Origin of the sequence: Streptomyces nitrosporeus (assembly GCF_008704555.1) — a bacterium.
GTDB lineage: Bacteria > Actinomycetota > Actinomycetes > Streptomycetales > Streptomycetaceae > Streptomyces > Streptomyces nitrosporeus.
In genome coordinates, this window is record NZ_CP023702.1 from 2,396,173 (window position 1) to 2,415,886 (window position 19,714).

At 74.3% G+C, this 19,714-nt stretch carries 18 protein-coding genes; 10 read left to right on the plus strand and 8 right to left on the minus strand.

The genetic code is table 11. The features are described from left to right. Positions 1-202 precede the first annotated feature (202 nt). Entirely contained in the window at positions 203-532 is a 330-nt protein-coding gene (locus CP967_RS10320) for a hypothetical protein (protein WP_150491782.1), read from the plus strand. A gap of 461 nt (positions 533-993) precedes the next feature. Here CP967_RS10320 and CP967_RS10325 read toward each other — a convergent pair whose 3' ends face one another. Both CP967_RS10325 and CP967_RS33935 read right to left on the minus strand, forming a co-directional pair. After that, the gene (locus CP967_RS10325; RefSeq protein ID WP_150487692.1) at positions 994-2,133 is read right to left on the minus strand and encodes an acyl-CoA dehydrogenase family protein; all 1,140 of its coding nucleotides are present in this window, start codon (positions 2,131-2,133) and stop codon (positions 994-996) included. Then, on the minus strand, positions 2,130-2,621 hold the full coding sequence (locus CP967_RS33935; RefSeq protein WP_167535360.1) for an SRPBCC domain-containing protein: 492 nt from the start codon (positions 2,619-2,621) through the stop codon (positions 2,130-2,132). Before CP967_RS33935 ends, CP967_RS10325 begins: the two co-directional genes overlap by 4 nt. 208 nt (positions 2,622-2,829) lie before the next feature. Between CP967_RS33935 and CP967_RS10335 the strand changes: the two genes are divergently transcribed. The 4 genes from CP967_RS10335 to CP967_RS10350 all read left to right on the plus strand — a co-directional run bounded on the left by CP967_RS10335 (position 2,830) and on the right by CP967_RS10350 (position 5,527). After that, a complete protein-coding gene (locus CP967_RS10335) occupies positions 2,830-3,615 on the plus strand; it encodes an SDR family NAD(P)-dependent oxidoreductase (protein WP_150487694.1) in 786 nt (261 codons plus the stop codon). Between the two features lie 98 nt (positions 3,616-3,713). Next, entirely contained in the window at positions 3,714-4,250 is a 537-nt protein-coding gene (locus tag CP967_RS10340) for a flavin reductase family protein (protein ID WP_150487695.1), read from the plus strand. After that, the gene (locus CP967_RS10345) at positions 4,247-5,224 is read left to right on the plus strand and encodes an MBL fold metallo-hydrolase (RefSeq protein ID WP_150487696.1); all 978 of its coding nucleotides are present in this window, start codon (positions 4,247-4,249) and stop codon (positions 5,222-5,224) included. The genes CP967_RS10340 and CP967_RS10345 overlap by 4 nt, the downstream gene beginning before the upstream one ends. A 36-nt stretch (positions 5,225-5,260) precedes the next feature. After that, positions 5,261-5,527: a hypothetical protein gene (locus tag CP967_RS10350; RefSeq protein WP_150487697.1), complete on the plus strand. Its 267-nt coding sequence runs from the start codon at positions 5,261-5,263 to the stop codon at positions 5,525-5,527. Positions 5,528-5,619: 92 nt separating this feature from the next. Here the strand turns inward: CP967_RS10350 and CP967_RS10355 are convergent, their stop codons facing one another. The 4 genes from CP967_RS10355 to CP967_RS10370 form a co-directional block, all read right to left on the minus strand. Next, entirely contained in the window at positions 5,620-6,078 is a 459-nt protein-coding gene (locus CP967_RS10355) for a nuclear transport factor 2 family protein (protein WP_150487698.1), read from the minus strand. 141 nt (positions 6,079-6,219) lie between these two features. After that, positions 6,220-7,434 carry a nuclease-related domain-containing protein gene (locus CP967_RS10360; protein WP_150487699.1) on the minus strand — a complete coding sequence of 405 codons (1,215 nt, stop codon included), beginning with the start codon at positions 7,432-7,434 and terminating at the stop codon, positions 6,220-6,222. A 175-nt stretch (positions 7,435-7,609) separates the two neighbouring features. Beyond that, on the minus strand, positions 7,610-8,890 hold the full coding sequence (locus tag CP967_RS10365) for a serine hydroxymethyltransferase (protein WP_150487700.1): 1,281 nt from the start codon (positions 8,888-8,890) through the stop codon (positions 7,610-7,612). Between the two features lie 302 nt (positions 8,891-9,192). After that, a complete protein-coding gene (locus tag CP967_RS10370) occupies positions 9,193-10,935 on the minus strand; it encodes a serine/threonine-protein kinase (RefSeq protein ID WP_190174974.1) in 1,743 nt (580 codons plus the stop codon). Between the two features lie 262 nt (positions 10,936-11,197). On the opposite strand from CP967_RS10370, the gene CP967_RS10375 reads away from it, so the two are divergent. The 5 genes from CP967_RS10375 to CP967_RS10395 all read left to right on the plus strand — a co-directional run bounded on the left by CP967_RS10375 (position 11,198) and on the right by CP967_RS10395 (position 17,682). Beyond that, a complete protein-coding gene (locus CP967_RS10375; protein WP_150487701.1) occupies positions 11,198-13,297 on the plus strand; it encodes a HEAT repeat domain-containing protein in 2,100 nt (699 codons plus the stop codon). Continuing rightward, entirely contained in the window at positions 13,294-13,611 is a 318-nt protein-coding gene (locus CP967_RS10380) for a zinc ribbon domain-containing protein (protein ID WP_150487702.1), read from the plus strand. Before CP967_RS10375 ends, CP967_RS10380 begins: the two co-directional genes overlap by 4 nt. Positions 13,612-13,680: 69 nt before the next feature. After that, entirely contained in the window at positions 13,681-15,093 is a 1,413-nt protein-coding gene (locus CP967_RS10385; RefSeq protein WP_150487703.1) for an FtsW/RodA/SpoVE family cell cycle protein, read from the plus strand. Next, positions 15,090-16,553 (plus strand): peptidoglycan D,D-transpeptidase FtsI family protein, encoded by a 1,464-nt coding sequence (locus CP967_RS10390; RefSeq protein ID WP_150487704.1) that lies wholly within the window; start codon positions 15,090-15,092, stop codon positions 16,551-16,553. The genes CP967_RS10385 and CP967_RS10390 overlap by 4 nt, the downstream gene beginning before the upstream one ends. 43 nt (positions 16,554-16,596) lie before the next feature. Next, positions 16,597-17,682 (plus strand): amidase family protein, encoded by a 1,086-nt coding sequence (locus CP967_RS10395; RefSeq protein ID WP_150487705.1) that lies wholly within the window; start codon positions 16,597-16,599, stop codon positions 17,680-17,682. On the opposite strand, the gene CP967_RS10400 is transcribed toward CP967_RS10395, so the two are convergent. Both CP967_RS10400 and CP967_RS10405 read right to left on the minus strand, forming a co-directional pair. Next, entirely contained in the window at positions 17,675-18,535 is an 861-nt protein-coding gene (locus CP967_RS10400; RefSeq protein WP_150487706.1) for a hypothetical protein, read from the minus strand. The genes CP967_RS10395 and CP967_RS10400 overlap by 8 nt on opposite strands. A gap of 174 nt (positions 18,536-18,709) precedes the next feature. After that, a complete protein-coding gene (locus CP967_RS10405) occupies positions 18,710-19,600 on the minus strand; it encodes an ADP-ribosylglycohydrolase family protein (RefSeq protein ID WP_150487707.1) in 891 nt (296 codons plus the stop codon). Between the last annotated feature and the right edge of the window lie 114 nt (positions 19,601-19,714).

Here is a 19,714-nt window from a genome sequence, read left to right on the forward strand (position 1 = left end):
GGGGCCAGGCCGCCGGCCGGCGCGTCCTCATGAGAATCAGGGTCTCCCGTGACTCCGGCCGGACGTGGGGCCGGCCGACAGAGGTTCGGGAGGTCGAGAACCCGGTGGCTCCCCCCGATCCCGTCAGCTTTCCCTCATGCCTGTGTCCTCGCTGCACAGGTTGCCCGCCTCACTCCAGCAGTCCTCTTCAGGTGAAAGCGTGATGCGGTGCGTGCACTGGCACCAGGTGCCCTACGGCCTGGTACGGGAAGTACAGGAGCGATCGGCCGCCCCGTACATCGACAGGGCGGTGCAGTGCCAGCTGCCCGCGCACGACGAGGATGAGCACTTCGGTCTCCTCGCCGACATCGGCGCGTACGGGACCGCGCTGTGGCTCCGCTGGCACGGGACGGACGAGGTGGAACTTGTCGTGCTGCCGGACTGTCCGGTGGCCGCCCCGGGTCCTGACGGTGAGGGTTGTTGTCTGTTCGCCGGCCACGCCGAGCAGCACACCTGGGAAGACGCCCTGGAGGAGGTCTCGCGCACCAACTGATCGCGAGCCCGAACAGGTGCCGGGCTCTCGCCCGCCTCCAACGAACGGTGCGGGGGCTGCGGTGGCAGCGGCGCCGACTCGTCCGGCAAGACCGGTCTCGATACCGACAGGGGCTCCTGCTCGACTACCGTCGGGTTTTCCATGGGCGTCGGCCGATGTCCCGTCGCCGGGGTCCATTGCATGATGCCTTGTCAGGAACTGACTCCAAGAGCCACGTGGGCTGGTGCCCGCTGGGCTCCGGACGTGCCGGAGCGCGGTGGAAAGCCCCGCGCCTCCCTGCACGGCCATGAGCGGACACCGCCGTACAACCTGGCACAGATCCCCGGAGCACTCAGAGGGGAGCCTTGAGCCTTCGCCCCGGAGGCTCAAGGGATCTCAACCGTTCCAGGTGGTTCCGCCGCCCTCAGCCGCACGACGGAGGGGCGCCCACCGCGGGGCGCCCCTCCTCGTTGTTCAACCGCTCACTCGACCGGGCCCAGCAGTACCGCCGAGTAGGTCTTGCGGGCCGACGTGTCGTACTGGAGCGCGACATGGCTGGTGGCGGACGTGATGTCCCGCCAGAAGCGCTGGAGGGCGTGCTCCTCGCCGAGGCCGCCGGTACCCGCCGCGCCGACCAGCAGGGTGACCGCCTCGCGGAGGGTCTCCGCGGCGTAGGTGGCGTTGCGCTCGTTGCGGGCCATGTGCTCGGGCGTGAACAGGCGCCGGTCCAGCACCTCGGCGTTCTGCGTGACGAGGGCGCGGGCCGCGTCGATCCGGCCGGAGGCCCGGAGGACGGTCAGTTCGGCACTCTCGCTGCGCCGCCTGCCGGTGATCGACCCGGCGCACGCCGCCAGGGCCCCGGCGGCCGCCCCGACGACCGGGGCGATGAAGCTGAGGCTGCCGACGGCCTGGAAGGGCACGTTGTGGACGGGCACGGTGGAGGTGGCGTTGCGGCCGCTGAGCATGTCGGTCCGGTCGAAGGACAGGTACGCCGGTACGAACACGTCGTCGACGACGACGGTGTGGCTGCCGGTGGCCCGCATACCGACGCTGTTCCAGGTCTCCTGCACGGTGTACGCGCCCCGGGGCAGGGTGAAGAAGCGCAGCCGCGGCGGGCCGTCGCCGCCCGGTACGGCCGCGCAGACCATCACCCAGTCGGCGAAGTCGACGCCGCTGACGTAGGCCCAGCGGCCGGTGACCTGCCAGCCGCCGTCCACGGCACGGGCCCGCCCGGCCGGCATGAGGCCGGTCGCCACGACCGTGTCGGGGCTCGTGCCCCACAGGGCCTGGTGGCCTTCCTCGGGCAGGTGGGAGGCGAAGCGCGCGGAGTACGCGGCGAGCGAGGCGCACCACGCGGAGGCGGCACAGCCCTCGCCGACCGAGACCACGGCCCGGGTCAGCTCGTCGAAGGTGCCCTCGGTGCCGCCGAAGCGGGCGGGGGCGAAGTGCCGGGCGAAGCCGGCTTCGCGTATCGCGTCGGTCACCTCACGGGGGAGGGCCCGGCCGGCGTCGGCGTCCGGTGCGTGCAGGGCCGCGAGCGGCCGCAGCCGGTCGGCGGCGGCGGCGAGGCCGGTGTCCTGGGCGGCCGCGGTGGCGGGGGCGGCCGGCGCGTCCACGCTCATGCGCCCGCTCCGTCCGCGACGGCCTTCTCGAAGAGGGCCAGGGTCTCCCCCGGGCTGGGCCCGTCCAGCGCCTTGAAGATGCGCTCGGCGCCCGGACCGTGCTGGTCCAGCTTGACGTGTGCCAGCGACACCTTGGTGCGGCCCGCGTCGACGGCCTCGAAGTCGACCTGGATCTCGCTGGCCCCCTCGTCGGTGGGCAGGGACTGCCAGTTGGGGTCGATCCGCCAGGTCATCGCGACCCGGCGGCCCGGCACCCACTCCAGGACGCGGCCCCAGGCGATCTCGGTGCCTTCCACGTCCCACTCGTAGTAACGCCCGCCCACGCCCGGCTCGAAGGCCAGTCCGGCCCGCTCCTTGCGCACCAGGACGTGGGACGGCGGCCACCAGGCCGCGGGGCGCTCGGTGAAGATCTTGAAGCACTGGTCGGGCGTCGCCGCCACGGTCACCGACTTCCTCACGTCGGGCAGGGTCTGCGTCTGCTCGGGCACGGGGCCTCCTCGCTCCAGCCGGGTGTCCGCCCGGTCGCCGCTTCGAATGGGGGCCCACGCTGGCGCCCGTCGCTCGTCCCCCTGTCGAGGACGGCTCGAACCCGCCGCCTCCACCGGCGCTCCGGCGCGGTCCGAGAAGTCCGCAAGGAGCCGGGCCCACCGTCTGACCGACGTGGACCGACCAGGCACGAGTGATGGGGAGAGCACGATGACAGACACGGGACGACGAGTCGCTTTCGTCACCGGTGCGACCAGCGGGATCGGCCTGGCCGTGACCGAACTGCTGGCCCGCCGGGGGATGGCGGTGTTCGGGGTGGCGCGCGGCGAGGAGAGCGTACGCACCGTGGTCAAGCGGCTGCGCGAGGAGGGCCTGGAGGTGGCCGGCACCGTGTGCGACGTGACCTCGCCGGAGCAGATCCGTACGGCCGTGGCGGCGGCGGTCGCCGAGTACGGCCGGATCGACGTCCTCGTCAACAACGCGGGCCGGGGCGGTGGCGGGGTGACCGCCGAGATCGAGGACTCGCTCTGGGACGACGTGATCGAGACCAACCTGAACGGCACCTTCCGGGTCACCCGCGAGGTGCTGAGCGCCGGGCTGATGCGTGACGGCGACTGGGGCCGCATCATCAACATCGCCTCCACCGGCGGCAAGCAGGGCGTGGAGCTGGCGGCGCCGTACTCGGCGTCCAAGCACGGTGTCATCGGCTTCACCAAGGCCGTCGGCAAGGAGCTCGCGCCGACCGGGATCACCGTCAACGCGGTCTGCCCCGGCTATGTGGAGACGCCGATGGCCCAGCGGGTGCGCCAGGGCTACGCCGGTCACTACGGCGTCAGCGAGGAGTCCATCCAGGAGAAGTTCAACGCGAAGATCCCGCTGGGCCGTTACTCCACCCCCGAGGAGGTCGCCGGCCTGGTCGGCTACCTGGCCTCCGACACCGCCGGGTCGATCACCGCGCAGGCGCTGAACGTCTGCGGAGGGCTCGGCAACTACTGAAGGCCGCCGACGGCACCGACCGGTGGCGAACCCACGGGGCGGCTCCGGCCGACGGCCACCGAAAGCCCTGATGGCACAAGCAGAATCGGAGTACTGACATGACCGCTGCGACCGCAGGCGCCCTGCTGGCCGGACCCGACGCGGCCGCCTTCCGCGCCGCGATGGGCCGTTTCCCCACGGGTGTCACCCTGCTCACCCAGGGGAGCGGCGAGGACGCCCTCGTCATGACCCTCAACAGTCTGGTCTCGGTGTCGCTCGACCCGATGCTGGTCCTGGTGTCGGTGAAGGCGGACGGCCGGATGCGGCCGCGGATAGCGCGCGCCGGGAGCTTCGCCGTGAACGTGCTGGCCGGGTCCCAGCGCGACCTGGCCCAGGAGTTCTGCCGCCCCGACCGCCCGAAGGGCCGGGCCGCGATGCTCCGGCTGGCCGCCGAGGAGGGGGTGACCGGTAACGCCGTACTGCCCCGGGCGGAGACGTACGTGGAGTGCGTCCTGGACTCCGAGCACCAAGCCGGGGACCACGTCCTCCTCATCGGCAGGGTCGTCGCCCTGTCCACCCGGCCGGACGCCGACCCGCTCCTCTTCCATCAGGGCCGCTTCGGCCGGCTCCTCCCGGTGGCGGAGGCGGGCGCGTGAACACGGACACCCTCACCTCCCCGGCCGCGTCCGCCGCGTCGGCCGCCTCCTCCGCCGCGTCCGCCTCCACGGCGCCGCCCGGCTCGCTGGTGCGGGTCGCCGACGACGTGTACGCCTTCGTCCAGCCCGAGGGCGGCTGGTGCCTCAACAACGCCGGCCTGGTCGCCGGCGGGGACACCGCCGTCCTGGTGGACACGGCGGCGACCGAGTCCCGCACCCGGAGGCTGCGCCAGGAGGTGGCCCGGGTGGTGCCCGGCGGCCCCGACTACGTCGTCAACACCCACTTCCACGGCGACCACACCTTCGGCAACGGGCAGTTCGTGCCCCGTGCGGTGGTCGTGGCCCACGCCGGGACCCGGGCGGACACCGAGGAGGCCGGCCTGGGCCTGCGCCACCTGTGGCCGGACGTCGAGTGGGGCGAGACCCCGCTGACCCTGCCGACACTGACCTTCCGGGACGAACTGACCCTGCACGGCAGCGGTGTACGCACCGAACTGCTCCACGTCGGCCCGGCGCACACCGCGAACGACGTGGTGGCCTGGGTGCCGGAGCGCGGTGTCCTGTTCACCGGCGACGTGGTCTGGTCGGGGGTGACCCCGTACCTCCTGATGGGGTCGGTCACCGGCTCGCTGGCGGCGCTGGAGCGGATGCGGGCCCTCCGCCCGGCCGTCGTCGTCCCCGGCCACGGGCCGGTCGGCGGCCCGGAGCTGCTGGACGCCACGGAGTCCTACATCCGGATGCTCCAGCGGCTGGCCGAGGAGGGTCTGCGGCGGGGGGCCACCCCTCTGGAGGCCGCCCGCCAGGCCGACCTGGGGGCCTTCGCCGGGCTGACGGACGCCGAACGGCTCGTCGGCAACCTGCACCGCGCGTACGCGGAGCTGGAGGGGCTGGCCCCGGGCGCCCGTATCGATGTGGCGGCCTCCTTCCAGGAGATGGTCGCCTACCACGGCGGACTGCCCGCATGCCACGCCTGAGGGCAGCCGCACCTTCCCGAGAAGGAGGACGCGTCGATGGAGACGCTTCTGCTCGACCGTGAGACAGCGGTCCGTACGACACCCGGTCCCGCGACACCGGGGCCCTCGACACCCGGGCCCTCGGCACAGGAGCCGGTGGCACAGGAGCCCCCGGCACCGGGGGCTGCGGCGCGGAAGCCGGTGCCGGGGCCCGCGGCCCCGGCACCGGTGCCGGGCGGCGCACCCCTCTGGGTCCCCCTGCTGCTGGCGGGCGACCCCGACGACGACGGGAGCGAACCGCACATCTGCCGGGGCATCGACTGAACACCGCACCGGGTGCCCGCACCCCGGTACGTGGACGAGGGGCCCTGTCGCACAGGGCCCCTCGTCCACGTACCGGGTGTACCGAAGCCTGGTCAGCCGACGGGCGGGGCCGCCGGGGTGTCGCGGTGGATGACCCGGGAACGCGTCAGCAGCCGGCCGTCACGGCGCACCAGCACGTCGTCCACGGTGAACGTCGGCTGGAAGTTGACCTTGCCCTCACGGTCGGTCTGGGTGACGAGGGTGTAGTACGAGACACGCAGGGTGTCCTCGTCCGCCGCGTCGGGCTCGATGATCAGGTGGCCGAACCAGTGGCGGACCGCTATGTCCTGGTACCGGGGGAGGCTGGACCGCATCCCGGCGATCATCTCCTCACGGCCGGACTGCCGGTGCCCGCCCGCGTGCACGACCTCCCCGTCCTCGGTGAACGTGTCGGCGAACCCCTCGATGTCGAGCCCGTCGACGCGGCGCATCTGCTGGGCGTAGAAGGTCTGCACCTCGGCGTACAGGTCACCGGTGACCTGCTGGCGGAGGGTCCCGACCGGCTGAGACATGACGACTCCCTTCGCGGCTGCGGCCCTCATGGCTGCGCCGTCACGCATCAGGCTGCCGGGGGCGGCTGCAGCGCCGCTGGAGACGCGCTCGCTCCCGCCGGGAGGGGCCGGGCGGCGGTGCGGCCGCCCGGCCCCTCCCCGTCAGGCGTCCGCCCACGCCTCCCGGTTGCGCGCGACGTCGTAGACCCGCTCCACCTGGGTGGGGGTGAGCACCCCGGACAGCGGTGCCAGCGAGGAGACCTGGCGCTCCCTCAGCACGCGCACCCCGGGCGGGGTGGTGACCACCTCCAGGGCCGTCACCCCGGCGAACACCACGACGGTCCCGACCGGCACCGGGAAGGCGCAGTGCGCCTCCAGCACGGCCTGGGCCCGCCCCGCGCCGAAACGGTCGTCGAGGGCGTACGGCAGGGGCTCCCCGTCGCCGACCCGCACGGTGCCGTCACCGATCCGTACGGACGCCTGCGGACGGTGCTCCGCGTGCACCGCGAACACCCCACCCGGCCCGATGAGCAGATGCCCGATCTCCCCGCCGTCCGGCAGGGGTACGGAGTGCAGGACGCGCCAGCCGTGCCGGGTCAGCCGCCGCAGTTCGGCCCCGACCCGCCGCTCACCGGCCAGGGCGGTGCGACGGGCGTCGGGCTCCTTGGTGCGGCGCAGCGCCCCGGTGGCGGCGCGCACCAGCGCTCCCGCAGCCCCGGACTCCCCCAGCTGCTCCCTCAGCGCTGTGCCGGGCCTGCGGACGGCGAGGTCGGTCGCCGGCGTGAGCGCGGGCAGCCCTGTCCGCCGGGGCGCGGGCCCCGGACGCCCCGAAGGCGCCTGCCGCTTCGGGGACTGCTCCGGGGACGACTGGTCCGAGGGCTGCTCCGGGGGTTGCCGCAGGGGCTGCTCCGGGGACTGCCGCGAGGGCTGCCCGGCGTGCTGTCCGGAAGACAGCCCGGCGGGCAGCCCGGAGGAAAACCCGGAGGACGGCTCCGCACAAGGCTCCGGTGACTGCTCCGTGTGCTGCTCCTGCCGGGGCGCCGCCGCCTGTTCCGGTACCCGGACCGCTTGGACCGGCCGCGCGGCACCGCCGGGGGCCGCGGCCCCGGCCCTCTTGCGCATCCGGCGCAACGGCGGGATGCGCGGTGCGGGCGGCGGTGGAGCCGGCGGGGCCGGGGGTTCCGTCTCGCCCAGGGGCGGGATGTCCGGTACCTGGCGGGCGAGCGCGTCGGTGACGGCGTCACGGTAGCTCGGGTGCAGCACGGTGATCGTGCCGCTGCCCAGGTCCGCCCAGCCGATCGCCGTGCCGTCGGGCAGGTTCACATAGAGCCGGTCGTGCCCGAACAGCTGCCATGACGTGACCTTCAGATCCTGCATCGTGTCCCCTCCTGTTCGCCGTTGGGCCGGTCCTCCGTCCTGCTCCCCCGTTCCTTCCAGCGTGGACGGCGCCCCGCCGCCGGCACAGGGCGCAGAGCGGGCGCGCGGTATCGAGGACCCGGCGTTCCGGGGCAGGCGGGGCTCCGTGACGCCCCGGCCGGCCCCGGTGGGCCGGTCACACCAGGGGGAGGCCCGGCGCCGGACAGGCGTCCATCATCACCTTCACCTCGGCCCTGACCTCGGAAACGGTGTCCTCGTCACCTGTACGAGCGGCTTCGACCACACGATCGATCCACCGGGCGACCGTGCCCATCGCGGCGGCCGGCACGCCCCGGGAGGTCAGGGCGGGGGTGCCGATGCGGATGCCGGACGGGTCGAACGGCTTACGGGTGTCGTAGGGGACGGCGTTGTGGTTCACGACGATGCCCGCCCGGTCCAGGGCCTTCGCGGCGGTCTTGCCGGGCACGTCCTTGCCGGTGAGGTCGATCAGGAGCAGGTGGTTGTCCGTGCCGCCGGAGACCAGGTCGAACCCCCGGGCGGCCAGCTCCTCCCCCAGGGCGCGCGCGTTGGCCACCACCTGGTGGGCGTATCCGGCGAACTCCGGTGCGGCCGCCTCCTTCAGCGCGACCGCGATGGCGGCCGTGGTCTGGTTGTGCGGGCCGCCCTGGAGGCCGGGGAAGACCGCACGGTCGATGGCACGGGCGTGCTCGGCCGTGGTCAGGAGCATCGCTCCGCGCGGCCCGCGCAGGGTCTTGTGGGTGGTGGTGGACACCACGTCCGCGTACGGCGCCGGTGAGGGGTGCGCGCCGCCGGCGATCAGCCCGGCGATGTGGGCCACGTCGGCGACCAGGACCGCCCCGGTCTCCCTGGCGATCTCGGCGAAGCCGGCGAAGTCGATGACCCGGGGCACCGCGGTGCCGCCGCAGAAGATCACCTTGGGCCGCTCGGCGCGCGCCAGGTCGCGCACCTCGTCCAGGTCCACGCGCCCGGTGTCACGGCGCACCCCGTAGCGCACCCCCCGGAACCAGGTGCCGGTCGCGGAGACGCCCCAGCCGTGCGTGAGGTGGCCCCCCATCGGCAGGGACATCCCGAGGACGGTGTCGCCCGGCCTCAGGAACGCCAGGTAGACGGCGAGGTTGGCGGGCGAGCCGGAGTACGGCTGCACATTGGCGTGGTCCATCCGGAACAGCGCTTCGGCCCGTTCCGCGGCGAGGGTCTCCACCTGGTCGATGACCTGCTGGCCCTCGTAGTAGCGCCTGCCCGGGTAGCCCTCGGAGTACTTGTTCTGCAGAACGGTGCCGGACGCCTCCAGCACGGCGGCGGACACGTAGTTCTCACTGGGGATCAGGCGCAGGGTGTCCGCCTGGAGCCGTTCCTCCGCCCGTACCAGGGCGGCGAGTTCGGGATCGGCTGCGGACAGGGCGGGGCGGCGGTCTTCGGACGGCTGTACGGCCACGGGGTCCTCCCGGGTCGGTCGCGCGGGGCGACGTGGACCCGGACTGCCCAGGCGGACGGCCTTCCGGCGATGACGCCCCGGATGCCCGGGGAGTGCCGCTCCCTCGTGGTCGTTTCCACTTCCGCGCCCTGGGGGCGCTCGCCAGTCGCGGCACGGCGCACCTTACCGTGCGGCCGGCCGGAGAGGACGGAAATCCGGGAACCGGAGGGAGCGGGGGCCGGGAGCGGGAGACCGTGCACCCCGGGACCGGCGGGAGGCGGCGGCGCGCGGAACGGGCCCCGGGGAGGGCCGGCCGCCTCCGGTCAGCCGCCTTCGCGGGGGTTGCGGTCGATGACCTTCCCGTCGATACCGGCCGTGAGGTGCGCGCCGCCGTAGTCGTCCGAGACGTAGACGCGCAGGACGGGCCGGTCCTCGTGGAAGACGGAGGCCGGCTCCACGATCACGTAGCAGTCCTCCAGGGCCGGATCGGGGACGTTGAGCGTCGTGCGCGCGTCGCGCAGGAGGGCGGGCAGCCTGTCCCAGTCGATCTCCTCCAGGTCGAGGAGCGCGCTGTCCGAGGTGAGGGGGCCTCCCGCGCCGGAACGCTCGGCGCGGCCGTCGCTGTAGGAGTAGTCGTCGTACAGCCCGGGGTCGCTCTCCAGCGGGGCGCTCGCCGAGGCGTGCCCGTCGTAGAGGGTGAAATCGGTGACCTCCGTACCGCCCATCACCTCCGCCAGCGCTTCGATCGCCTGCCGCGCCCCGCCGGGGGTCAGCAGGGTGGCGGGGGCCGGGGCGGTACCGGAGGCGGCGGGGGCGGGGTCCTCGCTCACGACCGGCGAAGGCGCGCCGCTGACCGCGGTACCGGAGCGTTTGCCGCCCTCCTCGTCGCCGGAGAGCGGGCCGAAGGCCCAGAGGTAGACGGCGACGGCGGCCAGGGTGGTGGTGAGCGACGAGGCGAGGGCGATCCGGCGGATCGTCCGCCGCAGACGCGCGTCGCGGTCGGGCCCGCCGTCCGGGACGGTCGCCGCTCCGGCGCCGGGCGAGGACCACGGGTCGTGCCGCCGCCCCGGCCCGGTGCCGGGGTCCGCGGCCGTCACCGGGTGCGGGGCGTGAACGGGCGGTACGGCCGGACGGGAGAGCGGCAGCGTGCCGGCCGGGACGGCGGGGGCGACGGAGGCGGGCGGGGTGGCGGGGGCGGGCGGGACGGCGGGGGTGACGGTTCCCCCGGCGGCCGCCTCGGCCAGCATCCGGTCGAGCGTCCCGGCGTCGGGCCGGGCGGCGGTGTCCCGGGTGAGCAACGCGCCCAGCACCGGTCCGAGCGCTCCGGCGCGCACCGGCGGCGGCACCTCCTCGTCGAGTACGGCGGCCAGGGTGGCGAGGGTGGTGGCCCGGCGCAGCGGGTGGTGGCCCTCGACGGCGACGTAGAGCATCATGCCCAGCGACCAGAGGTCGGAGGAGGGATCGCCCTCGGTGCCGCGGATGCGCTCGGGGGCTATGTAGTCGGGCGACCCGATGAGTGCCCCGGTGGCGGTGAGGCTGGTCGACTCACGGATCGCCGCGATCCCGAAGTCCGTGAGGACGGGGCGCCCGTCGGTCCGCAGGAGCACGTTGGCCGGTTTCACGTCACGGTGGTGGATGCCCGCCGCGTGGGCGGCCCGCAGCGCCGAGAGGACGCCCCTGCCCAGCTCCGCCGCCTCCCGCGGCGGCATGGGCCCGGCGGCCAGGCGGTCCTGGAGCGAGGACCCCTCCACCAGCTCCATCACGATCCACGGGTAGCCCTCCTCGCCCGGGTCCACGATGTGATGGATCGTCACCACGTTGGGGTGGTCCAGCCGTGCCAGCGCGCGGGCCTCCCGCATGACCCGGGCGCGCAGGGTCCGCGCGGCCCCGGGGTCGTGCTCGGCGAGGGCCGGGTCCGGCGGGCGGACCTCCTTGAGCGCGACATCGCGGTGCAGGGCCTGGTCCCGGGCGCGCCAGACCATCCCCATGCCACCGCCGCCCAGTCTTGCGACCAGCGTGAAACGACCGTCGACCACCCGTCCCGACGGGCCGGCGCCTGTGCTCATGCCCGGTAGCGTAAGGGGCCGCTCCGACAGATCCCCCCGGGGGTGCGGGGATCCGTTCCGCCCCCGCCCCGTCCCCGGGCGGGGTCCCGGCGGCCTGCGGCGGCGGACCGCAGCCCGCCCGCAGCTGCCCAGCACATGTCAGGAAAGGCCGCAAGCAGAGGGTGGAATTGCCGGGGCCGTGGTGCACACTCTGCGCAGAGCGCTTCACGGACACCGCCCGGCGAGGAGTGGGGCACGTGGGACGGCACGGGGAGGGGACGGCGTGTTCGCGGGGATCGACGAGGTCGACTGGGCCTCGATGGAGCACGCCTACGGTCCGGCCGACGACGTGCCGGTGCTGCTGCGCGGGCTGGCCTCGGCCGATCCGGCCGAGCGGGAGAGCGCGCTGGACGGGATGTACGGCGCGGTCCACCACCAGGGCGACGTGTACGCGTGCACGCTCGCCTGCATACCGTTCCTCTTCGAACTGGTCGTCGACCCCGGCGTCCAGGACCGGGGCAGCATCGTCGAACTGCTCACCAGCATCGGCGGCATCGATCTCGCCGAGGACGACGAGGACGAGATCGGCGAGGACGAGATCGAGGGCGCGGCGAACTACGCGATGGCGGCGGCCGCCGTCACCGCCGGCGCGGGGGTGTTCTGCGAGCTGGTCGCCGACGAGGACCCGGGGGTGCGGCTGGCCGCCCCGCTGGCCCTCGCCGCCCTGCACAGCAGACCGGCCCGGGTGCTCACCCTGCTGCGGGAGCGGCTGCCGGTGGAGCCGGAGGACGAGATACGCCTCGCGCTGGTCGAGGCGGCGGGCCGGGTGGCGCTGCGCCACCGGCCGGTGGCGGGGCAGGCCGCCGACTGGCTGAGCCGTCTCGCCGCCGAGGCGTACGCGCCGGGTCTACGGCTCGCGGCCCTCGCCCAGCTGGCCCGGTGCGCGCCCGACGTCCTGCCCGACGGTGTCGTGCCGCTGGTGTCCGGACTGCTGCGGGAGCTGCGCTCCCGCCCCGCGGGCCGGGACCCCGAAGGGTTCGCGGGCCCGGGTGAGCGGGCCGCGTCCCCGACGCTGGTCGGGCAGGTACGGGCGTTGCGCGCCGAGGAGACGGCGGGGCGCAGCGCGCCCTGGGCGACCGATCTGCTGCGGACCCTGCACGGGGGTCTGGACAACCGGGTGGAGGACCGCACCGCGCTGCTGACGGACCAGTTGCGCAGCCCCGATCCGTGGCAGCGCATCGACGCCGTGCGGATGAGCAGTGTGCTGATGCGGTCCTGGCGGGGCGTGTACGACGAACCGGTGCGCCTGATGGGGGAGCTGCTCGGCGACCCGGAGCCCCGGCTGGCGGAGGCCGCGGCGCACGCGCTGGAGGAGCTCCACTCGCTGGCCGTACCGGCCGCCGACGCGCTCGCCGCACGGGTGGCAGCCGCCCCGGACGCCTGGGTGCGGCGGTGGGCGAGCGGGCCGCCCGCACTGGGCCCGGCGGTGAACGCGCTGGCCAGGGCGGGGGACGCCCGGGTGCTTCCGGCGCTGGCGGCGGCCCTGGAGCAGTCCGAGGTGCCGCACGACGTGGGGTACGCCATCGGGTACCTGGGGGAGGCCGCGGCACCGCTCGCCGGGATACTGCGGCGGCGGCTGGGCGAGGTCGGGCTGGACGAAGGGGCGTACGACCGGGCGTCCCCCCTGCTCGCCGGGCTGACGGCGCTGCGGGCCGGGGAGGCGGCCGGGGAGGTGCTGCGGGTGCTGCGGGGGGCGCCGGAGTACCGGGGCGAGTGGCTGCGTACGGCCGCGCTGCGGGCACTGGACGCGTTCGGCCCGGCGGCGGCCCGCGCGGCGGACGAGCTGCGGGCGCTGGTACGGCGGGGCGGGACGACGGCGACGGAGGCCGCCGAGGCCCTCTGGTCGGTCGAGGGTGACGCCGCCGCGGTGCTCCCGGTGCTGCTGGAGGGCCTGCGGTCCCGGCGGGTGCACGACTGCCGTGCGGCGGCGGGCGTGCTGGGCCGGCTCGGCCCGGCGGCGGCGGTGGCGGCGCCGGGGTTGCGCGCGCTGCTGGCCCACGGCGAACTGTGGCTGCGGGTCGACGCGGCCATCGCCCTGAGCGGGGTGACCGGCCGGGACGACGAGAGCGTGCCGGTGCTCCTCGACGCCTGGGAGCACGACCGTCACACCCGTGTCCGGATCGCGGGACACCTGGCGCGGACGGGCCCGGCCGGTGCAGGCTCGGAGGTGGCGCGGGTGCTGCGTGCCGAGCTCCGCTCCGTCCGCCGCCACAACGCGCTGGACGGTGGATGCGGCAGCCATGACATCCACGAGGACGAGAAACTGCTGGCGCTCTGCCGGCGGGCTCTGGGAACCGACACAGGACAAGGGACCACATCATGATCATCTTCGGTACGAAGGGCTATCTCCACCAGCTCGCGGTCCTCACCATGGTCTGCGGCTGGTGCGGCAACCCCGCCGCGCACACCCTGCGCAAGCGGGTCACGAAGTTCACGCTGTTCTTCGTGCCGCTCTTCCCGTTCTCCACGAAGTACGCGACGCAGTGCACCTTCTGCGGCGGGGAGCGGCAGATCCCCGCCGAGGAGGCGGACCGGCTGCTGGCCCAGGCCCGGTCGGGCCAGGACGGCGACCCGTACGGCACCGCTCCGCAGCAGCCCGGGTACACGCCGGACGGCCGGAACCCGTACCAGGGCTAGAGCCAGGGCATAAGGACCACGAAACCGACATAAGAGAAATAACACCCGCCTCTTGCTACGTTGCGGGGCATGACCGCAACGACGGCGGACGCACGGCCGCCCGAGCTACGCCTGCCCAAGCGGCGGGGGGTCGAGCTGTCGCTCCTGACCGGGGCGGTGATCATCTCCGTCTACGGCTACACGGCCGTCGGCCTCGCCCGCAGCGGCGCCGTCCCGCCCGACGTCCTCGGGTACGGCGCCGGGCTCGGCCTCCTCTCCCTGCTCGCCCATCTCGCCGTCAGGTTCCGCGCCCCGTACGCCGATCCGCTGCTGCTTCCCATCGCGGTGCTGCTCAACGGCCTGGGCCTGGTCCTGATCTACCGGCTCGACCTGGAGACGCCGAAGGACCAGGCGGCGACGACCCAGCTGGTCTGGTCGACGCTGGGGGTGGCGTTCTTCATCGCGGTCGTCGTCCTGCTCCGCGACCACCGGGTGCTCCAGCGGTACGCGTACCTCTCGGTCGCGACGGCGCTGGTGCTGATGATCGTGCCGATCTTCTTCCCCGCGGTGAACGGGGCCAAGATCTGGATCCGGGCCGGTGGACTTTCCTTCCAGCCCGGCGAGTTCGCCAAGATCCTGCTCGCCGTGTTCTTCGCCGCCTACCTGGCGGCGAACCGCAACGCGCTGGCGTACACCGGCCGCAGGATCTGGAAGCTCCAGCTGCCCACCGGCCGGGTGCTGGGCCCGATCGTGGCCATCTGGCTGATCAGCGTGGGGGTCCTGGTCCTGGAACGGGACCTGGGCACCTCCCTCCTCTTCTTCGGCCTCTTCGTCATCATGCTGTACGTGGCCACCGGGCGGACGGGCTGGATCGCGGTCGGCCTGCTGCTCGCCGCGGCGGGCGCCTTCGTCGTCGGTTCCTTCGAACCCCATGTGCACAGCCGGGTGGAGGACTGGCTGAACCCCTTCGCCACCATCGAGGCCGGCCAGGGCCCCAGCCAGCTCGCGCAGTCGCTGTTCGCCTTCGCGGCGGGCGGCATGCTCGGTACCGGCCTGGGGCTCGGCCACTCGGTCCTCATCGGTTTCGCCGCCAAGTCCGACTTCATCCTGGCGACCGCGGGCGAGGAGCTGGGACTGGCCGGGCTCACCGCGGTCTTCCTCCTCTACGCGCTGCTGGTGGCCCGCGGCTACCGTGCCGGGCTCGCACTGCGCGACCCCTTCGGCCGGCTGCTGGCGGTCGGGCTGGCCTCGATCCTGGCGCTCCAGGTCTTCGTGATCGCCGGCGGGGTGACGGGCCTGATCCCGCTGACCGGGATGGCCATGCCGTTCCTGGCGCAGGGCGGTTCGTCCGTCGTCACCAACTGGATCATCGTGGCGCTGCTGATCCGGGTCAGCGACGTGGCCCGCACCCCGCGGCCCGGCCAGGCGGAGGGGGACGTGATCGCCCCCGTCGTCGAGGAGGACGCGCCGGACCCCGGCCGGCTCGGCGGGGCCGGCCGGTGATCCGCTGCATCCGGCGGGCCGCCGCCTTCTGCCTGCTGCTCCTGGTGGCGCTGCTGGTCAACGCGGCGCGGATCCAGCTCTTCGAGGCATCCTCGCTCGACGACAACCCCGCCAACCGCCGCAACACCATCGCCCGTTACGACCAGGCGCGCGGCGACATCCTGGTCGGCGACGAGCCGGTCACCGGCTCGGAGGACACCGGTGAACAGCTCGCCCACGAGCGGACCTACCGGCACGGCCCGCTGTACGCCCCGGTGACGGGCTACGCCTCCCAGACGTACGGCACCTCCCTGCTGGAGAACGCCGAGGACGACGTCCTGAACGGCACGGCGTCCGTCCTGGCCCCCCTCCCGCTGTGGGGCGACATCACCCGTTCACGGCAGCCGGGCGGCAACGTCGTCACCACGGTGAAGGCGTCCGTCCAGCGGGCCGCGTACGAGGGCCTGGCGGGCCGGCGCGGTGCGGCCGTGGCACTCGATCCGGCGACCGGCGCCATCCTGGCGCTGGTCTCCTCCCCCTCGTACGACCCGCAGCGGCTCTCCGGTACGGGCCCCTCGGTCACCGGTGCGTGGGCGGAGCTGAACGCGGCCGCGAGCAGGCCGATGCTCAACCGGGCCATCCGGCAGACCTACCCGCCGGGCTCCGCCTTCAAGATCGTGACGGCCGCGGCGGCCCTGGACGCCGGGGTGGTGACCGACCCGGACGCCGCCACCGACACCCCCTCGCCCTATGTGCTGCCCGGCACCACGACGACGCTGCCCGACGAGGCCCGGGGCTGCGAGGAGGCGTCACTGGCCGAGGCCATCCGGGTCTCCTGCAACACGGTGATGGCGCATCTCGGGGTCCAGGTGGGCCTGGACGGGATGCTGGAGGCCGCCGGCAGGTTCGGCTTCAACGACGACGGTCTGAGGATCCCCTCGGGGGTGTCCCGTTCCAACTTCGACTCGGACATGAGCGACGACCAGCTCGCCCAGTCCTCGATCGGCCAGTTCGACACGACGGCCACCCCGCTCCAGATGGCGATGGTGGCCTCCGCCGTGGCGAACGGCGGCGAGCTGCGCCGCCCGCACCTGGTGGACCGGATCACCGACCACGACGGGAGGACCGTCCGCCGGGAGGGCTCGGACGAGTACCGGGAGGCGATGGAGCCCTCGACCGCCCGGCAGCTCCAGCGGATGATGGTGGACGTGGTCGAGAACGGCACCGGGACCCGGGCGGCGATCGACGGGGTGCGGGTCGGCGGCAAGACCGGCACCGCCCAGCACGGGGTGGACAACACCGGTACGCCGTACGCGTGGTTCATCTCCTGGGCCCAGGACCCGGGCTCCGGTGATCCGGCGGTGGCGGTGGCCGTGGTCGTCGAGGACGCGGCGGCGAAGCGGGCCGACGTCAGCGGCGGCGGCAACGCGGCCCCGATCGCCCGCGCGGTGATGGAGGCCGCCCTCGGCGGGGCGGAGTGAGCCCGGCGCCTCTTCGACCTGGGCTCCGGGAGAAGGAGACGGTATGGAGCACGGGGCGGGGCACGGGGTGGCGAAGGCGCTGGCCCGGATCGGTGAACGGGACCCGGAGGTCCGGGCGTTCACCGAGGTGTGGCACGGGAGGGCGCTGGCCGAAGAGCCCGGGGCCCGGGAACTCCCTCTGGGCGGACTGCCGTTCGCGGTGAAGGGCCCGTCGGGCATCCGGTCGTACGCGGCCCGGCGGCTGATCGCCGCGGGCGGGGTCGCCGTCGGCGCGACCTCCGTCCCCGGACCGGGCACCTACTGGCAGACCTGGGGCCTGGGCCCCGGCGGCCCCACGCTCAACCCCTGGCGGGCCGACCGCGTCCCGGGCGGCTCCTCGGCGGGGTCGGCGGCCGCGGTCGCGGCCGGCATGGTCGGTCTGGCGACGGGCAGCGACGGCGCGGGATCGGTGCGGATACCGGCGGCCTGGTGCGGGGTGTTCGGACTGAAGACGACCAACGGCCTGCTCCCCTCCCCCGACCCCACGGGCCTGGCGGCACCCGGGGTGCTCGCGTCCTCGGCGAAGCGGGCGGAGGCGTATCTGCGCCATGTGCTGGACGGCTACGCCCCCCGGCCGGCCCGGCTGCCGCTGCCGGCCGTCCACAGCGAAACCCTGGGCTTCGCCGCGGTGGACCCGGAGGTGGCCGAGGTGGTCCGGGGCGCGGTCGCCCGTCTGGAGGCGGCGGGGGTCGTCCGGCTGTCCGGTGACGCCGTCACCCTGGACGATCCGGGGCCGGCGTGGACGGCGGTACGCGGCGGCGCCCCCACCGGGGCCACACGCCGGCTGCGGGAGGGGAACGACCGGCGGCTGTCGGAGGTGTTCGCCCGCGTGTCCCTGCTGCTCACCCCGGTCACACCGAACCCGCCGCACGGCCACGACGGTCCGGGTGAGGTCTTCTCCACCGCACTGACCTGGGCGTTCAACCTCAGCGGTCATCCGGCGGCGAGCGTGCCGGCCGGGTTCACCCCGGACGGCTGCCCGGTCGGCCTCCACCTGGTGGCCGACCGGGGCGCGGACGCGGAACTGCTGGGCGCGGCACGGGCGGTGGAGCGGGTCCTGCCGCCGACGCGGCCGCCCCGGTTCAGCTGAGCGGCTTGCGTATCTCGGTGCGGACCTTCGCGGTCTCCTCCGCCGCCTTCTCCAGGTCGATGGACCGCGCGTCCTTCGTGACCTGGTCGGGGCGGACGAGGGCGATCATCGCGGCGGTGTTGTCGTCACCCCAGGCGCACATCGGCACATTGGCACTCACGCCCATGTTGCTGGACTGCACGACCTGGCACTCCACCGTGATGTCGTAGCCCGCGGGGCGGAACTCCTCGGCGGGGACCATCACCTTGGCACCGTCGGCCGTGGCCGCGCCCTCCATGATCTTGCCGCGCATGAACGAGGGGCTGGAGAGCCGCCCGTACATGCCGGAGAGCACCAGCGCGCCGCCCTCGTCCGAGGTGTACTGGGCGACCGCGGCCCGGCCGTCCCGGATGCTCGGGTCGGGGGTGTTCTCGATCTTCCTGCCCTCGGTGGCGGACATGTCCTGGCTGAGGGTGAACTCCCCGTCCAGCATCGTCTTCTCCACCACCAGCTTGTGGGTGGCCTCGGGGAAGGCGGCGTCCGCGCCCTTGTCGATCAGTTGGTAGACCCCGAAGCCGAGTGCGGTCACCAGGACCAGTCCGCCGGCCACGATGCCGAGCACCAGACCGGTCCGGCTCTTGCGGGGCGGCTGCGGATAACCGGGCACACCGGGCTGCACGCCCGGCTGCATGCCGGGGTGGGCGCCCCACGGCCCGGGGGCGCCCTGGGGCTGCTGCTGCGGGTAGCCGTAGGGCGGCGGCGGGGTTTGCGGCGGATAGGGCCCGGGGGCGGCCGGAGGCTGCTGCCCGTACGGGTTCTGCGGAGGCTGGGGCGGCCCGTAGGGACCCTGGGGCGGCTGCGGCGGCATGCTCATGGCGTTCACGGTACGTCACCGAGGCGAACAGTCATTCGACACGGGGGGATCGGTGCCGGGCACCCGGCACCCGGTCGCGAGGCACGTCCCGCCGGACCGGCCGCCCGGGCCCGTACATCCACGCACATCCCTGTGCATCCCCGCACATCCCCGTACGGAACCGCCCAGTACCGCTCAGTCCAGCGGCTCCCGGCGCAGCAGCCATGCCTCGGGTACTCCTTCGAGCCCGGTGGCCGCCCCGACGACGCCCGCGGTGATGGCGCAGGTGGTGTCCACGTCCCCGAAGCCCTCGGCCGTCGCCCACAGGGCGGCCTCCAGGTCGCCCCGGTGCCGTGCGGCGGTCCACAGCGCGAACGGCACCGTGTCGTCGGCCCGGATGCGCCGCCCGCTGCCCAGCAGGTCGGCCGCCCGCCAGGGTTCGGTGGTGAAGGGCACCCCGGCGGCCCGCCGCAGCCCCTCCCGTACGAGCCCTTCGGGTGTACGCGCGGTGACCGCCTCCAGGGTGAACTCCCCGCGCACCGAGAGCGCCGCGGCGACCGCGACCGCCACGGCCCCGGCGACGCCCTCGGGGTGGGCGTGGGTGACCTCCGCCGACAGCGCCGCCTGCCGGGCGGTGTGTCCGAGGTCGGCGTGGAAGCGGGCCCCGAGCGGGGCGACCCGCATCGCGGCACCGTTGCCGAGGCTGCCGCCCTCGAACAGGCCGGGGGCCAGGGTCCGCCAGTCCCCGGGTGAGCCGAGCAGCTGCGGCAGCAGCAGGTGCATGCCGTGGCCGTACCCCCGCGCCCGGTCCGCGTCGAAGGCCAGGGCGAAGCAGAGGGCCAGCCGGTCCTGGTCGACGTGCCCGCGCTCCTCCAGCACACGGTGCAGGGCCCGGGCGAGCGCGGTGTCGTCGGTCCAGTGCCAGAGCGGCTCGTGCGGGGTGCGGCGCGCCCGCACCTCGGCGAACGCCTGCCGGGGCGGCCGGAAGAGCGGGAACCACCGCTCCCCGAAGGCGTCACCGAGGGCGAGCGCTTCGAGACTGCGGCGGGCGGCGGTCCGGTCCCCCGGGACGGGTGTGGAGTCCATGGGCGCCAGTCTTCCCGTGCGCCTGCGGGAGGTACATCCCTTTTCCGCGTGCCGGCCGCCCCCGGGGCGATTGAGTCGTACAGCCCCGGTACCTGAGTACGCGCACTCACGATC

What these genes read in the sequence shown, in the direction of transcription:
- CP967_RS10320 (WP_150491782.1), top strand. Translation starts at nt 203, where the DNA reads ATGCGGTGCGTGCACTGGCACCAGGTGCCCTACGGCCTGGTACGGGAA.
- CP967_RS10325 (WP_150487692.1), bottom strand. Translation starts at nt 2,133, where the DNA reads ATGAGCGTGGACGCGCCGGCCGCCCCCGCCACCGCGGCCGCCCAGGAC.
- CP967_RS10335 (WP_150487694.1), top strand. Translation starts at nt 2,830, where the DNA reads ATGACAGACACGGGACGACGAGTCGCTTTCGTCACCGGTGCGACCAGC.
- CP967_RS10340 (WP_150487695.1), top strand. Translation starts at nt 3,714, where the DNA reads ATGACCGCTGCGACCGCAGGCGCCCTGCTGGCCGGACCCGACGCGGCC.
- CP967_RS10350 (WP_150487697.1), top strand. Translation starts at nt 5,261, where the DNA reads ATGGAGACGCTTCTGCTCGACCGTGAGACAGCGGTCCGTACGACACCC.
- CP967_RS10355 (WP_150487698.1), bottom strand. Translation starts at nt 6,078, where the DNA reads ATGTCTCAGCCGGTCGGGACCCTCCGCCAGCAGGTCACCGGTGACCTG.
- CP967_RS10360 (WP_150487699.1), bottom strand. Translation starts at nt 7,434, where the DNA reads ATGCAGGATCTGAAGGTCACGTCATGGCAGCTGTTCGGGCACGACCGG.
- CP967_RS10370 (WP_190174974.1), bottom strand. Translation starts at nt 10,935, where the DNA reads ATGAGCACAGGCGCCGGCCCGTCGGGACGGGTGGTCGACGGTCGTTTC.
- CP967_RS10380 (WP_150487702.1), top strand. Translation starts at nt 13,294, where the DNA reads ATGATCATCTTCGGTACGAAGGGCTATCTCCACCAGCTCGCGGTCCTC.
- CP967_RS10385 (WP_150487703.1), top strand. Translation starts at nt 13,681, where the DNA reads ATGACCGCAACGACGGCGGACGCACGGCCGCCCGAGCTACGCCTGCCC.
- CP967_RS10395 (WP_150487705.1), top strand. Translation starts at nt 16,597, where the DNA reads ATGGAGCACGGGGCGGGGCACGGGGTGGCGAAGGCGCTGGCCCGGATC.
- CP967_RS10400 (WP_150487706.1), bottom strand. Translation starts at nt 18,535, where the DNA reads ATGAGCATGCCGCCGCAGCCGCCCCAGGGTCCCTACGGGCCGCCCCAG.
- CP967_RS10405 (WP_150487707.1), bottom strand. Translation starts at nt 19,600, where the DNA reads ATGGACTCCACACCCGTCCCGGGGGACCGGACCGCCGCCCGCCGCAGT.